This window comes from Citrobacter sp. wls757 (assembly GCF_005280935.1).
GTDB lineage: Bacteria > Pseudomonadota > Gammaproteobacteria > Enterobacterales > Enterobacteriaceae > Citrobacter > Citrobacter portucalensis.
Genome location: NZ_SZWU01000019.1, coordinates 5,925 through 19,990 on the forward strand (window position 1 = coordinate 5,925; position 14,066 = coordinate 19,990).

Annotated in this window: 10 protein-coding genes; 9 read left to right on the forward strand and 1 reads right to left on the reverse strand. The window is 53.3% G+C overall.

What is annotated here, in order from left to right:
* The 6 genes from FDW94_RS05650 to pdxY form a co-directional block, all read left to right on the forward strand.
* The coding region (locus tag FDW94_RS05650; protein WP_249358322.1) for an aldehyde dehydrogenase (NADP(+)) at nt 1-1,431 on the forward strand (1,431 nt) is incomplete at its 5' end.
* A gap of 11 nt (nt 1,432-1,442) precedes the next feature.
* Complete coding sequence (locus FDW94_RS05655) at nt 1,443-3,044, forward strand: APC family permease (protein WP_048227169.1); 1,602 nt, start codon at nt 1,443-1,445, stop codon at nt 3,042-3,044.
* Nucleotides 3,045-3,055: 11 nt separating this feature from the next.
* Entirely contained in the window at nt 3,056-4,066 is a 1,011-nt protein-coding gene (locus FDW94_RS05660) for an Ldh family oxidoreductase (RefSeq protein WP_137377266.1), read from the forward strand.
* Nucleotides 4,067-4,885: 819 nt separating this feature from the next.
* Entirely contained in the window at nt 4,886-6,256 is a 1,371-nt protein-coding gene (locus FDW94_RS05665; protein WP_016155590.1) for a tyrosine phenol-lyase, read from the forward strand.
* A gap of 189 nt (nt 6,257-6,445) precedes the next feature.
* On the forward strand, nt 6,446-7,711 hold the full coding sequence (locus tag FDW94_RS05670; RefSeq protein WP_048215030.1) for an aromatic amino acid transporter: 1,266 nt from the start codon (nt 6,446-6,448) through the stop codon (nt 7,709-7,711).
* 11 nt (nt 7,712-7,722) lie between these two features.
* The gene (pdxY, locus tag FDW94_RS05675) at nt 7,723-8,580 is read left to right on the forward strand and encodes a pyridoxal kinase PdxY (protein WP_071446775.1); all 858 of its coding nucleotides are present in this window, start codon (nt 7,723-7,725) and stop codon (nt 8,578-8,580) included.
* 500 nt (nt 8,581-9,080) lie between these two features.
* Here the strand turns inward: pdxY and FDW94_RS05680 are convergent, their stop codons facing one another.
* The gene (locus FDW94_RS05680; protein WP_057068974.1) at nt 9,081-10,634 is read right to left on the reverse strand and encodes an L-lactate permease; all 1,554 of its coding nucleotides are present in this window, start codon (nt 10,632-10,634) and stop codon (nt 9,081-9,083) included.
* A 581-nt stretch (nt 10,635-11,215) separates the two neighbouring features.
* Between FDW94_RS05680 and FDW94_RS05685 the strand changes: the two genes are divergently transcribed.
* The 3 genes from FDW94_RS05685 to FDW94_RS05695 are packed head-to-tail and all read left to right on the forward strand — an operon-like array spanning nt 11,216 to nt 14,061.
* Nucleotides 11,216-11,935, forward strand: coding sequence for a (Fe-S)-binding protein (locus FDW94_RS05685; RefSeq protein WP_001102105.1), 720 nt, complete (start codon nt 11,216-11,218; stop codon nt 11,933-11,935).
* A 10-nt stretch (nt 11,936-11,945) separates the two neighbouring features.
* Complete coding sequence (locus tag FDW94_RS05690) at nt 11,946-13,373, forward strand: LutB/LldF family L-lactate oxidation iron-sulfur protein (protein WP_137377267.1); 1,428 nt, start codon at nt 11,946-11,948, stop codon at nt 13,371-13,373.
* The gene (locus FDW94_RS05695; RefSeq protein WP_137377268.1) at nt 13,366-14,061 is read left to right on the forward strand and encodes a lactate utilization protein C; all 696 of its coding nucleotides are present in this window, start codon (nt 13,366-13,368) and stop codon (nt 14,059-14,061) included. Before FDW94_RS05690 ends, FDW94_RS05695 begins: the two co-directional genes overlap by 8 nt.
* The last annotated feature ends 5 nt before the right edge of the window (nt 14,062-14,066 follow it).

Sequence of the window (14,066 nt, forward strand, 5' to 3'; positions counted from 1 at the left end):
CCTGTCTATTCACAGACAGCGCCAGACGTGCGTGCCCGCTTTCTCGACACCCTTGCCGACGAGTTGGATTTGCTCGGCGAGGATTTTTTCGCCATAGCCCACCAGGAAACGGCGCTGCCGCTGGCGCGGTTACAGGGAGAGCGCACCCGTACCAGTAATCAGCTGCGCATGTTTGCCGGGGTGCTACGTCGGGGCGATGCCTTTGGCGTACGTATTGATACCGCACTCCCTGACCGCCAGCCCCTGCCGCGTCCGGATCTGCGTCAGTATCTGACCGCGCTTGGCCCGGTGGCGGTGTTCGGGGCCAGCAATTTTCCGCTGGCCTTTTCTACGGCGGGAGGCGATACCGCATCCGCGCTGGCGGCGGGTTGTCCGGTGGTGGTGAAAGCCCATCCCGGACATATGGCGACGGCGGAATTGACTGCCCAGGCGATTGTGCGTGCGGTCGCGGCATCTGGCCTGCCTGCGGGCGTTTTTAACATGATTTTCGGCACCGATATTGGCGCGGATCTGGTTCTCCATCCGGCGATTCAGGCGGTGGGTTTTACCGGTTCGCTGCGCGGCGGTAAGGCGCTCTGGCAGCTGGCGCAGCAGCGTCCGCAGCCGATCCCCGTCTTTGCGGAAATGTCGGCCATTAACCCGCTGATTATTCTGCCGCAGGCCGTCGCCACGCGGGCAGAAACGCTGGCCAATGAGCTGGTGTCCTCTTTCACTTTGGGATGTGGGCAGTTTTGTACCAAGCCGGGGCTGATCCTTGTCTTACGCGGCGAGGGTATGTCCCGCTTCACGCAGGCGCTGAAGGTCGCGGTTGATCAGGCCCCGGTACAGATCATGCTGAATGCCCCGACGCTCGCCCATTATGAAGAGGGGGTCAGCGCGCTTGAGGCTCATCCGCATATTCAGCGCTTGGCAGGGTCTGATGAATCGGTTATCGGCCGCGCGCAGGCCCGGTTGTATCAGGCTCCGGCTTCGCTGCTGCTGGCACAGGATCCACTGCTACAGCAGGAAGTGTTTGGCCCGCTGGCGGTGTTGGTCGAGGTGGCCGATGAGGCGGAGTTGCAGTCCATTTTGCGCGTGATTCCGGGCCAACTGACGGCAACCGTGCACGCCGAATCTGATGATGGGCCGCTGGCGCAGCGCCTGCTGCCAGCCCTCACTGAAAAAGCGGGACGCGTTTTGTTTAACGGTTATCCAACCGGTGTCGAGGTTTGTGATGCCATGGTGCACGGTGGTCCGTGGCCTGCCACCACCGATGCTCGCGGTACCTCGGTAGGGACGCAATCCATCGACCGTTTTTTACGCCCGGTATGCCTGCAAAATGTGCCTGCCGCGCTGCTTCCGCCTGCTGTCCAGGATGACAACCCTCTGAACCTGCTGCGCCTGATTAACGGGCAGTGGACCCGGGAAGCCATTTCCCCCTCTGTTGACTGAAGGGCATGACCATGACGATTCACTCTACGCACCAAACACAGGCCCGCGTTGCTGAGGTGGGTAAATTTAAAAAGCAGCTAACGCTAACCGACCTGACGTTTATTGGGCTTGGGGCTATCTTCGGTTCCGGCTGGCTGTTTGCCGCAAGCCATGTGGCATCGATTGCCGGACCTGCGGGCATTGCCTCGTGGGTCATCGGTGGGATTGCCGTTCTGCTGTTAGGGATTGTCTATTGTGAGCTGGGCGCGGCACTGCCTCGTGCCGGGGGGATTATCCGTTATCCGGTCTTTTCCCACGGTGAGTTGATGGGGTATCTGCTTGGATTTATTACGCTGATTGCGTTTTCAAGCCTCATTTCCATAGAGATTGTTGCTGCGCGGCAGTATGCGGCAGCATGGTTCCCGATGCTGACTCAAACTGGCTCAAGCGACCCAACGCTGCTGGGATGGGTGGTGCAGTTTTTGCTGCTGTGTTTGTTCTTCGGGCTGAATTACTACAGCGTAAAAACGTTTGCCCGTTCCAATAACATCATCAGTATTCTGAAATTTTTGGTGCCGTTGGCGGTCGTTGTGACGCTATTTACCTTTTTCAAACCTGAGAACCTGCACGTTCAGGGGATTGCACCCTTTGGTATGTCGGGCGTTGAGGCTGCGATTAGCGCCGGTGGGATCATCTTCGCCTACCTGGGGTTGACGCCAATTATTTCTGTGGCGAGTGAAGTAAAGAATCCACAGCGTACCATCCCGGTGGCGCTGATTTTATCCGTGGTGCTGTCGACGATTATTTATGTGCTGTTGCAGTTGGCATTTCTTGGCAGTATTCCGACCGATATGCTGGGTGGCGGCTGGGCGGAGATCAGCAAGCAATTCTCGCTGCCGTACCGGGATATCGCCATTACGCTCGGTATGGGCTGGCTGGCGTTTATGGTGGTGTGCGACGCGATTGTCTCCCCAAGTGGTACCGGCAATATCTACATGAACGCCACGCCGCGCGTGATTTATGGTTGGGCGAAAGCAGGCACCTTCTTTAAGACGTTTACCCACATCGATAAAGAGTCTGGCATTCCGCGTCCGGCGCTGTGGCTGACCTTTGCATTGTCTATCTTCTGGACATTGCCGTTCCCGTCATGGGAACAGCTGATAAGCGTGGTGTCGGCGGCGCTGGTACTGAGCTACGCCATTGCCCCGGTCACGGCGGCGGGGCTACGTCGTAATGCACCGGATTTGCCGCGCCCATTCCGTGTGCGTGCCTTCGGGATTATCGGTCCGGTGTCGTTTGTGATTTCGGCACTGATTGTATTCTGGTCTGGCTGGGGCACGCTGTCATGGCTGCTGGGACTGCAGATTGTGATGTTTGTCGTCTATGTGCTTTGCAAATCAAAAGTGCCGGTACACACCGTAAGTCTGGCACAGCAGGTGAAATCGTCTCTGTGGCTTATCGCCTTCTACGCGCTGATTATGCTCTTCTCCTGGCTGGGCAGTTTTGGGGGCACAGGGGTGATTGGTCATCCGTGGGATACGGTGGTGGTAGCGGTGATGTCGCTGGGAATTTACTACTGGGGTGAGCGAACCTGTCTGCCGCGGGCTAACTTTACCGGTGATGAAGAAGAGTAAAGGAGTCGGTCATGGAGATGGTAAACCTCTCGTTAACAGAGGCTTATGCGCTGGCATATAAGGTGCTGCGCGGGAACGGATTCAGTGAAGCGCATGCCGTGGCGATCGCGACAAACGTGACCCACGGTGAGCGTGATGGCTGTGCCTCGCATGGTTTGTGGCGGTTGCTGGGGATTGTGGAGACGCGACGTAAAGGAAAGGTGTCACCTGACGCTGAGCCGGTTGTCACCGATACCGCGCCGGCCATTGTGAAGGTGGACGCCGGTGGGGCATTTTCCCTGCTGGCATTCGAGCGCGCGCTTCCACTGCTGATAGAAAAGGCGCGCCACAGCGGTATTGCAGCCCTGGCGATTAACCGCTGTGTGCACTTTTCGGCGCTGTTTGCCGACGTTGAACCGCTCACGGAGGCGGGGCTGGTGGCGCTGGCGACGACGCCCAGCCATGCGTGGGTTGCTCCCGCAGGCGGGACGCAGCCGCTTTTTGGCACTAACCCGATAGCATTTGGCTGGCCGCGTGAAGAAAAATCCCCGTTTATCTTCGACATGGCCACCAGTGCGGCGGCACGGGGAGAGATCCAACTCCATCAACGGGCGGGAAAAGCGGTGCCGGAAGGGTGGGGGATTGACGGTGACGGTCAGGCCACTACCGACGCGCAGGCGATCCTCGACGGCGCGATGTTGACGTTTGGCGGGCATAAAGGGTCGGCACTGGCGGCAATGGTGGAACTGCTTGCCGGACCGCTCATCGGCGATATGACCAGCGCGGAATCGCTGGCGTGGGATAAGGGGGCTGGCGGGTTGCCCTATGGTGGCGAGCTGATTCTGGCCCTGGACCCGTCCCGCTTTCTGGGACGGGAGGCTCCGCAGCATCTGGCACGTGCCGAGAGACTCTTTGCCGATATGCAGCGGCAAGGGGCGCGTTTGCCGGGCGAGCGTCGCTATCATTCCCGTACGCGTACAACTCGTGACGGTGTGGAAATAGCCCATTCGCTGTTCAAGGATATATCTGCGTTAGTGAAATAATTATTGGCATTATCGCGATAACAGGAGGGTTGATGTCCCTCCTGTTATACGTTTATATAAATAGTTACTGTGATTAGCGATGCGCAGGTGTTGGCGCACCTTCGTATCGCGCTAATAAAACCACTGTAAATTTCCCCAGTAATCTTCGGTAAGTCCAGATATAAATAAGATGAAATAAGCGCGAATAGCATGCTTTTGGAATAAATAGAAAACGCCTTCATCCCAATAAATCCGGTATTATTAATCGTATTTATTCATTATCTTTCGCGCGCCTGAATATCCCCACGCTCCAGAAAACAACGCCTGTCGGCATCAGACCAAAAATGCGATCTAACTCACTGAAGCAAATAGCAAACTCTGAAACAACGTTTAATTGTACACTTTGCTTTACACTTTTAGTGATGTGAATCACAAATATAAACCCGGGAAGTGATCCGACTCTCACAAATTGGGGTGTACTCATTGAGCAATACATTATGAGAACAGCCTGGAAAGTTAAGTTTTCAGTATTTTCCCTCTCCAGTGATATGCAACGGTGAAGGGCAAATCAACACGCAAAAAAAACTCGTTGAATATGAACGGGTAAAAAAATGACGTGTGATTTGCATCACTCACATTTACAGCTTTTTAAATTATTGCCAGTGATTAATGTTGACCGGGCTATTTCCATAATCAATCAAATCTTGCATAGTGCCTCCACATTATTTCTCCCCCTGGCTCAGGAGGCGAATAGTTATATTTCATCAGACTTTATTGATGAACCAGGTATGATTTACTTCACATTAATACGTACATGACCACTGTTACTGGAGAAACAAAATGAATTATCCGGCAGAACCCTTCCGTATTAAAAGCGTTGAAACTGTATCTATGATCCCGCGTGATGAGCGCCTTAAGAAAATGCAGGAAGCGGGTTACAATACTTTCCTGTTAAATTCGAAAGATATTTATATTGACCTGCTGACCGACAGTGGCACCAACGCAATGAGCGACAAGCAGTGGGCCGGAATGATGATGGGTGATGAAGCGTACGCGGGCAGCGAAAACTTCTATCATCTGGAAAGAACCGTGCAGGAACTGTTCGGCTTTAAACATATTGTTCCGACTCACCAGGGCCGCGGCGCAGAAAACTTATTATCACAACTGGCTATTAAACCAGGGCAATATGTTGCCGGGAATATGTATTTCACTACCACCCGTTATCACCAAGAAAAAAATGGTGCGGTGTTTGTCGATATCGTTCGTGACGAAGCGCACGATGCCGGTCTGAATATTGCGTTTAAAGGTGATATCGATCTTAAAAAATTACAAAAACTGATTGATGAAAAAGGCGCAGAGAATATTGCGTATATCTGCCTGGCGGTGACGGTTAACCTCGCGGGCGGACAGCCGGTCTCGATGGCGAACATGCGTGCGGTGCGTGAACTGACGGCAGCACACGGCATTAAAGTGTTCTACGACGCTACCCGCTGCGTGGAAAACGCCTACTTTATCAAAGAGCAAGAGCAGGGCTTTGAGAACAAGAGCATCGCCGAGATCGTGCATGAGATGTTCAGCTACGCCGACGGTTGTACCATGAGTGGTAAAAAAGACTGTCTGGTGAACATCGGTGGCTTCCTGTGCATGAACGATGACGAAATGTTCTCTTCTGCCAAAGAGTTAGTCGTGGTTTACGAAGGTATGCCATCCTACGGCGGCCTGGCCGGACGCGACATGGAAGCCATGGCGATTGGCCTGCGCGAAGCCATGCAGTATGAGTACATCGAGCACCGCGTGAAGCAGGTTCGCTACCTGGGTGATAAGCTGAAAGCTGCTGGTGTACCGATTGTTGAACCGGTGGGTGGTCACGCGGTATTCCTCGATGCGCGTCGCTTCTGCGAGCATCTGACGCAGGACGAGTTCCCGGCACAAAGTCTGGCCGCCAGCATCTATGTGGAAACCGGCGTACGTAGTATGGAACGCGGAATTATCTCTGCGGGCCGTAATAACGTGACCGGTGAACACCACAGACCGAAACTGGAAACCGTGCGTCTGACTATTCCACGCCGTGTTTATACCTATGCACATATGGATGTCGTGGCTGACGGTATTATTAAACTTTACCAGCACAAAGAAGATATTCGCGGGCTGAAATTTATTTACGAGCCGAAGCAGTTGCGTTTCTTTACTGCACGCTTTGATTACATCTAAAAAATAGTTATGGCCCCATCACGTGATGGGGCTTTTTTGTATTCCTTTTCCATGAACAGGAAGCCTTTGCGGTGCCCGTTACCGTGACATAACTAAAAAAAGTAAACCCTGACTCCGACATTTTTATTATCCGCATGATGTACAAATGACAGCTGTAATTATAACGAATAGTCTACAGGAACATTTATCATGGATATTAATGCCATTGAGCGACAGAGTAGTACCCCCGGACTGATTAGCGGAACCATGTTGGTTATCGCGACCGTAGTGGGTGGCGGGATGTTCTCCCTGCCGATTGCGATGGCCGGCGTATGGTTCCCCGGTGCGTCTGTTATTCTTCTGTTTATCGCCATCATGATGTTATTAACCGGTCTGATGCTGGTTGAAGTCAACCTGCATTATGGTGCCGGTGCCAGTTTTAATACCTTTACTCAGGATTTATTAGGCCGTAAGTGGAATATCGTTGTCGGTATCGCTTTCGGCTTTGTGCTGTATATTCTGACCTATGCCTATATTTCCGGATCGTCAGCGGTGATGGCGCAAACCGTGTTCAAATACAGCGGCGTGCGCTTTCCGGCGAATATCTCGGTGGTGATCGTCAGCATGCTGGTCGGCGCGATTGCCTGGTACAGCTCCTTGCTGGTCGGACGCATCACTACCGTGTTGATTATCGGTAAGTTTATCGCGTTCTTTGCTACTTTCTCCGGGCTGGTTGGTCATATTGAAGTGGCGAAACTTGTCGACAGCGTGGCGGTGGCGCTGCCCAACTCACAGTACCTGCCTTACATTCTGATGACGCTGCCATTCTGTATTATCTCGTTTGGTTTTCACGGTAACGTGCCGAGCCTGGTCAAGCTGTATGGTACGCGCGGGATTTCGAATATTACGCGTTCGATTATCATCGGTACGCTGTTTGCCCTGCTGCTGTATATCTTCTGGCTGGGCGTCACGATGGGTAACATCAGCCGTTCCGCGTTCCCGCCAATTATCGCCAAAGGCGGCAATATCGACGTGTTTGTTGAGGCCATCAGCGAGCTGTTCACCAGCCGGTATATGGATCTGATCCTGACCTTCTTCGGCAACTTCGCAGTAGCCAGTTCTCTGCTGGCGGCGACGCTTGGCTTGTTCGATTATATCGCCGACCTGTTTCACTTCCCGGATGACGGCATGGGCCGACTGAAAACCGCGCTGGTGACCTACTTCCCGCCAGCCGCCGTGTGCTTCTTCTTCCCGAACGGTTTTGTGCACGCGATTGGCTATGCCGGTCTGGCCTTTACCATCTGGAGCGTGATCCTGCCGCCGTTCCTGGTGAAAGCCGCGCGGAAACGTTTTCCGACCGCCAGCTATACCGCGCCCTGTAATAACACCGTGCTTAACCTGGTGATTGTCTGTGGAGCGGTTGTCTATCTGACGGTTGTTCTGGACGTATTTGGTCTGCTGCCAACGTTTCGTTAGACGGAGTCAAAATGAAAAACGTGTTGTCTGTTCAGTCGTCAGTCGTTTATGGCTATGCCGGAAATAAAGCCGCTGTGCTGCCGATGCAGCTTTCGGGGATCGATGTCTGGCCGTTTTACACCGTACAGTTTTCCAACCACACCCAGTACGGGATGTGGCAGGGCATGGCGATGCCGCACGGCGAGCTGAGTGCCATCATCAGCGGGCTGGATGACCTGCAAAAGCTGGCGCAATGCGATGCCGTGCTGTCCGGGTATCTCGGGGATAAACGTCATTGTGAAGAGGTGATGCACGCGGTCACCACCATTCGTCAGCGTAATCCGCAGGCGCTCTATTTTTGCGATCCGGTGATGGGCGATCCGCAAAAAGGCTGCATTGTCGCGCAGGGCGTAGAGTCCTTTTTTGTCGATGATGCCATTCAACTGGCCGACATCATGGGACCGAATCTCTATGAGCTGGGCGTGCTGACGGGCAGACAACTGCGTGGTTTTGACGAGGTGGTGGAAGCTGCGCAGCAGCTGGTGTCGTGGGGTGTGAAGAAGGTGCTGGTGAAGCATCTCGGCGACTGTTCGCGGGACAAACAGGCGTTTGAAATGCTGCTGGTGACGCCGGAACAGACGTTACACATTGCCCGGCCGCTGTATACCTTTGCCAAAATGCCGGTGGGCGTTGGGGATCTGATTTGCAGCGTGATGCTGGCCTCACTGCTCAATGGTTATGAGGACAAACAGGCGCTGGAGCGGACCACCAGTGTCGTCGATGCGGTGATGCGACTGACGAAAGAGCATGATTCGTATGAACTGCGGCTGATAGATGCGCGTCACCAGATAATGGATCCGCAAATTCGCTATCGGGCAGCGGTACTGTAGCGCCACGAGGGGGCTCTATGTTTCTGACATTGCTGCGGCTTCAGCATCCTCTGGTCTACCGTTTCGCGTGGCTTCGTCTGTGGGTGGCGGTGTTAAGAGCATGCGGTCTGCGTAAGAGGAAGGGGTGAGCATTTTACGCTGCAGTCTCTGCCGGATGCGGCTCGCGCCTTATCCGGCCTATAAATGAGCGTGAAACGCAGGCCTACAAATGAGTGTGAAATGTAGGCCTGATAAGCGATGCGCCATCAGGCATAAGTGCCAGGTATTACACGCGGAAGTAGCGTGGTGGAATCAACGCGGAAAAGGCGTCGAACTTCTTCACCATCTTTTTCCAGAACAACATAACAACAATCCTCGATTTGAAACATCGGCGCTATTTTAGTCAGCGCCGACAAATCGTAAAGCCTGTCGCCTTGTTCCGTTCCTGGGACGGTGTAAACCTTTTTGGTCACTGTGTCGTCAAATACGATTGCCGCGAATTTGACGGGGTTGACAATGGCTTACGCCATAAACCAGTAATAAAAGAGACCAACCTTTAAGCCGAGGATCACAATGTAGGCGCAACAGTATTTCATGGTGCCAGACATAATCTGGTTGGCCTGACCGTCCATTTTGGTGGCAGAAACCGCGATGGCGATGCTTTGCGGCGAAATCATTTTCCCCCCCGTAGCGCCAGAGGTATTGGCCGCCGCCAGCCAGTTGGGATCGATATGTAACTTGCTGGCAGCAATGGTTTGCAGCTTGCCGAACAGAATGTTCGAGTTGGTATCGCTGCCGGTAACGAACGTGCCCAGCGCGCCAATCACCGGGGCGAGGAAGACGTACGAACTGCCGGTCAGATCGACAATCGACTGCGCCAGCGTGGAGATAATCCCGCTGAGATCCATCACCGTGGCCAGCGCGACGATCGCCATAATTGCGACGATAGAGTTTTTAAGCTGGAAAATGGTTTTGATAAATACTTCCAGCATCCCGCGTGCGGACGCCCCCTGAATAAAACCGCCGATAATGGTCGCAAAGATGATCAGCATCCCTGGTGTGGTCACCCATTCAACTTTCAGTGCCATCGTTTTGCCGTCAGCCAACGTGAAATGCAGCACCGAAGCCAGTTGGGACGCCGCGCCTTTTATTGTCGGGAACAGCGGCGAACACAGCAGGATAAACACAAAAATAAACAGATAGATAGAGCCAACCCGGAACAGCACTTTTGCCGAGCGCGGCGTGGTTTCGCGGGTATGGCTGACCTCAATGCGCCACTCTGGATCGGTTTTCCCTTTGCGCAGGCGACTGACCATCGCCACGGCAAACAGGCTGACCAGGCTACCGGCAAAAGCGGGTAATTCCGCGCCAAGATGGATGGCGACAAAATATTGCGGAATCAGCGTGGAAATGCCGCAAATCAACGTGATCAGAAATACGCCACGAATGGCTTTCAGGCCGCCGCCAATAATGCAGACAATCACAAACGGCAGCAGGATATTAAACAGCGCGAGCTGCAAAATAATGGTTCCGCCTAAGGTATAAACCGGCAGATTAACCTGTTCAGCCAGAATAGAAACCGGGATCCCGACCGCGCCGAATGCGGTGGGAACGGTATTCGCCACGAGAGAAGCAATCGCTGCTTTCAGCGGGTTGAATCCCAGCGCAATGAGAATGCCGATCGGAATAGCGACCGCCGTGCCATAGCCCGCTGCGGCTTCAAGAAATCCACCAAAACACCATGAAATCAGCAGCACCTGAATACGCTTATCTTCGCTAATGCTGGCGAGAATATCGCGCAAAATATCCAGTGCTTTGGTCGCTTGCATGACGTTATAACTGAAAATAGCGCCGAGGATCACAATCACGATCGGCCATAGTCCCTTCAGTGCACCATAGCCTATCGCGGCTTTCAGATTTTGTACGGGCATTTCCCAGAATATTGCCGATAGTGCAGCGGTGAATACCAAAGAAATCAGTACGGAATAATGGATGGGCATTTTTAATTTCAGTATTAAAAATACCATAAGTAGTAAAGGAGAGAGTGCCAGGGCAAACATAAAATATTCGTTCATTGCTATTCCTGATTGGTTCATTAAACCTGATTTATATTTATGGCGGGAAGACTACATTGCTGTATAAATAAAATATGTAAACTGAATCGCTTCAGTGAATAAAGTAATTATGATTTGTGGTTTTGTAACTATTGTAATCTTTTAATTAAAATTCAATGCCAGATAAATATACTTAAGAGCAAGGTAAATACCCATAAGTGGTTATTTAATAACATTTTTAATAATGGTAGTGACGAAGGTAGTAATCATTCGAAACTATTTTACAAGGTGTTAATAACACTGTCGTTTTCAATATAAAAATGTGAGCAAGTCCGAAATAAATAAACATGGGTATTGCATATGCATGTTGATTAGGGGATTATTCGGTTTTGTCATACAAATGAAAATACAGACATTTGCGATTGTCCTGATATAAGAAGAGGAGAGTCGCTATCAAAGGAAAACGATCCGTGCATCATAATGAACCCAGACATTAGTAAAACAAGCAAATACAAAAACTGGGCGTGAAATACAGCTGAATCTTTGCTTGATATCGCGATATCAAGCGCAATAAACAGAAATGAAGCAATGGAGTAGTTATTGTGAATGTAAATTTCTTTGTTACCTGCATTGGTGACGCACTGAAATCACGGATGGCACGAGACTCCGTATTGCTGCTGGAAAAACTGGGTTGTCGCGTGAATTTCCCCGAGAAGCAAGGGTGTTGCGGTCAGCCAGCCATCAACAGCGGATACATCAAAGAGGCGATCCCCGGGATGAAAAACCTGATCGCCGCGCTGGAAGACAACGACGATCCGATTATCTCCCCGGCAGGCTCCTGCACCTACGCGGTAAAAAGCTACCCGACGTATCTGGCCGATGAACCGGAATGGGCGCTGCGTGCTGAAAAAGTTTCCGCGCGTATGCAGGATCTCACCTCCTTTATCGTCAACAAACTGGGCGTGGTGGACGTTGGTGCCAGCCTGCAGGGCCGCGCTGTGTATCATCCTTCCTGTAGCTTGACCCGCAAACTGGGAGTGAAGGAAGAGCCGCTTACGCTGCTGAAAAACGTGCGCGGACTGGAGCTGTTGACTTTTGCCGATCAGGATACCTGTTGCGGCTTTGGCGGGACGTTCTCGGTCAAGATGGCCGAGATATCCGGTGAGATGGTGAAAGAGAAAGTCTTACATCTGATGGATGCAAAGCCGGAATTTTTGATTGGCGCAGACGTTAGCTGCCTGCTGAACATTGGCGGCCGACTGCAACGGGAAGGCCAGCCGGTCAAAGTGATGCATATTGCTGAAGTGCTGATGAGCCGCTGAGGGGAAAGAGATGTCGATAAAAACCAGCGATGTAGAATTTAAACTGCGTATTCGTCAGCAGATAGAAGATCCGATCATGCGCAAAGCCGTGGCTAATGCGCAGGAGCGTATCGGCGCGAATCGGCAAAAAATGGTCGATGAGTTAGGCCACTGGGAAGACTGGCGCGATCGTGCCAGCCAGATCCGCGATCACGTTCTGAGCAACCTCGACGCTTACCTGTACCAACTCTCCGAGAAAGTGACGGAAAACGGCGGACACGTCTATTTCGCCAAAACCAAAGAAGACGCCACTCGCTACATTTTGCAGGTCGCGCAGAGTAAAAATGCGAAGAAGGTGGTGAAGTCCAAGTCGATGGTGACCGAAGAAATCGGCGTCAACCACGTGCTGCAGGATGCCGGAATCAAGGTGATCGAAACCGATCTCGGGGAATATATTCTGCAGTTGGATCAGGATCCGCCTTCGCACGTCGTGGTTCCGGCGATTCATAAAGATCGCTACCAGATCCGCCGCGTGCTGAACGAACGTCTGGGGTACGACGGCCCGGAAACCCCGGAAGCTATGACTTTGTTCATTCGTCAGAAGATCCGCGAGGATTTCCTCAGTGCCGAAATCGGTATTACTGGCTGTAACTTTGCCGTGGCGGAAACCGGCTCGGTGTGTCTGGTGACCAACGAAGGCAACGCGCGCATGTGCACCACGCTGCCGAAAACGCACATTGCGGTGATGGGCATGGAGCGTATCGCGCCGACCTTTGCCGAGGTGGATGTGCTGATCACCATGCTGGCGCGCAGCGCCGTGGGCGCACGTCTGACGGGCTACAACACCTGGCTGACCGGCCCGCGTGAGGCGGATAACGTTGACGGACCGGAAGAGTTCCATCTGGTGATTGTCGATAACGGTCGCTCGCAGGTGCTGGGCTCAGAGTTTCGCGATGTGCTGCGCTGCATCCGCTGCGGAGCCTGTATGAACACCTGTCCGGCGTACCGCCACATCGGCGGACATGGCTATGGCTCTATCTATCCTGGACCTATCGGCGCGGTGATTTCTCCGCTGCTCGGTGGCTATAAAGATTTTAAAGACCTGCCGTACGCCTGTTCTTTATGCACGGCCTGTGACAGCGTCTGCCCGGTGCGTATTCCGTTGTCAAAACTGATCCTGCGTCATCGCAGGGTGATGGCCGAGGAGGGCATTACGCCGAAAGCCGAGCGACGGGCGATCAAGATGTTCGCCTATGCCAATAGCCATCCGGGGCTGTGGAAAGTCGGGATGATGGCGGGCGCGCATGCGGCGAGCTGGTTTATCAATGGCGGCAAAACCCCGCTCAAGGTTGGCGCGATTGGTGACTGGATGGAGGCGCGCGATCTGCCTGATGCTGACGGCGAGAGCTTCCGTAGCTGGTTTAAGAAACATCAGGCGCAGGAGAAAAAGAATGGATAACCGTACCGCGTTTTTAAACACCATCGCCCAGGCGCTGGGTCGCCCGCTGCGCTTCGAGCCGCAAGCAGATGCCGCGCCGGTTAACAACTATGCCAACGAGCGCCTGACCGAGCTTAGCCCCGAGCAGCGCTGCTCTGCGTTTATCCAGTTTGCCAGCGAAGTGATGCTGGCCCGCTGCGAACTGACCAGCGAGGACCAGGCCGCAGACGCGGCGCTGCGCCTGTGCGAAGAATTGGGTCAGCAGCCGGTGGTGCTGAGCGGCGACAGCCGGCTGGTGGATCTGGGTATCACCGAACGCTTACAGCAGGAATGCAACGCCGTGGTCTGGGATCCGGCGCGTGGTAGCGAAAATATTACCCAGGCCGAGCAGGCGAAAGTCGGCGTGGTGTATGCCGAATATGGCCTGACCGAGTCCGGCGGCGTGGTGCTGTTTTCCGCACCGGAGCGCGGGCGCTCCCTGAGCCTGTTGCCGGAGTCCTCTATTTTCGTGCTGCGTAAAAGCACCATCCTGCCGCGCGTGGCGCAGCTGGCAGAAAAACTGCATCAGAAAGCACAGGCCGGTGAGCGTATGCCATCGTGCATTAATATCATCAGTGGACCCAGCTCGACGGCGGATATTGAGCTTATCAAGGTGGTTGGGGTGCATGGTCCGGTGAAGGCGGTATATCTGATTATTGAGGATTGTTGAGGCAG

What these genes read in the sequence shown, in the direction of transcription:
- FDW94_RS05660 (WP_137377266.1), top strand. Translation starts at nt 3,056, where the DNA reads ATGGAGATGGTAAACCTCTCGTTAACAGAGGCTTATGCGCTGGCATAT.
- FDW94_RS05665 (WP_016155590.1), top strand. Translation starts at nt 4,886, where the DNA reads ATGAATTATCCGGCAGAACCCTTCCGTATTAAAAGCGTTGAAACTGTA.
- FDW94_RS05680 (WP_057068974.1), bottom strand. Translation starts at nt 10,634, where the DNA reads ATGAACGAATATTTTATGTTTGCCCTGGCACTCTCTCCTTTACTACTT.
- FDW94_RS05670 (WP_048215030.1), top strand. Translation starts at nt 6,446, where the DNA reads ATGGATATTAATGCCATTGAGCGACAGAGTAGTACCCCCGGACTGATT.
- FDW94_RS05655 (WP_048227169.1), top strand. Translation starts at nt 1,443, where the DNA reads ATGACGATTCACTCTACGCACCAAACACAGGCCCGCGTTGCTGAGGTG.
- pdxY (WP_071446775.1), top strand. Translation starts at nt 7,723, where the DNA reads ATGAAAAACGTGTTGTCTGTTCAGTCGTCAGTCGTTTATGGCTATGCC.
- FDW94_RS05695 (WP_137377268.1), top strand. Translation starts at nt 13,366, where the DNA reads ATGGATAACCGTACCGCGTTTTTAAACACCATCGCCCAGGCGCTGGGT.
- FDW94_RS05690 (WP_137377267.1), top strand. Translation starts at nt 11,946, where the DNA reads ATGTCGATAAAAACCAGCGATGTAGAATTTAAACTGCGTATTCGTCAG.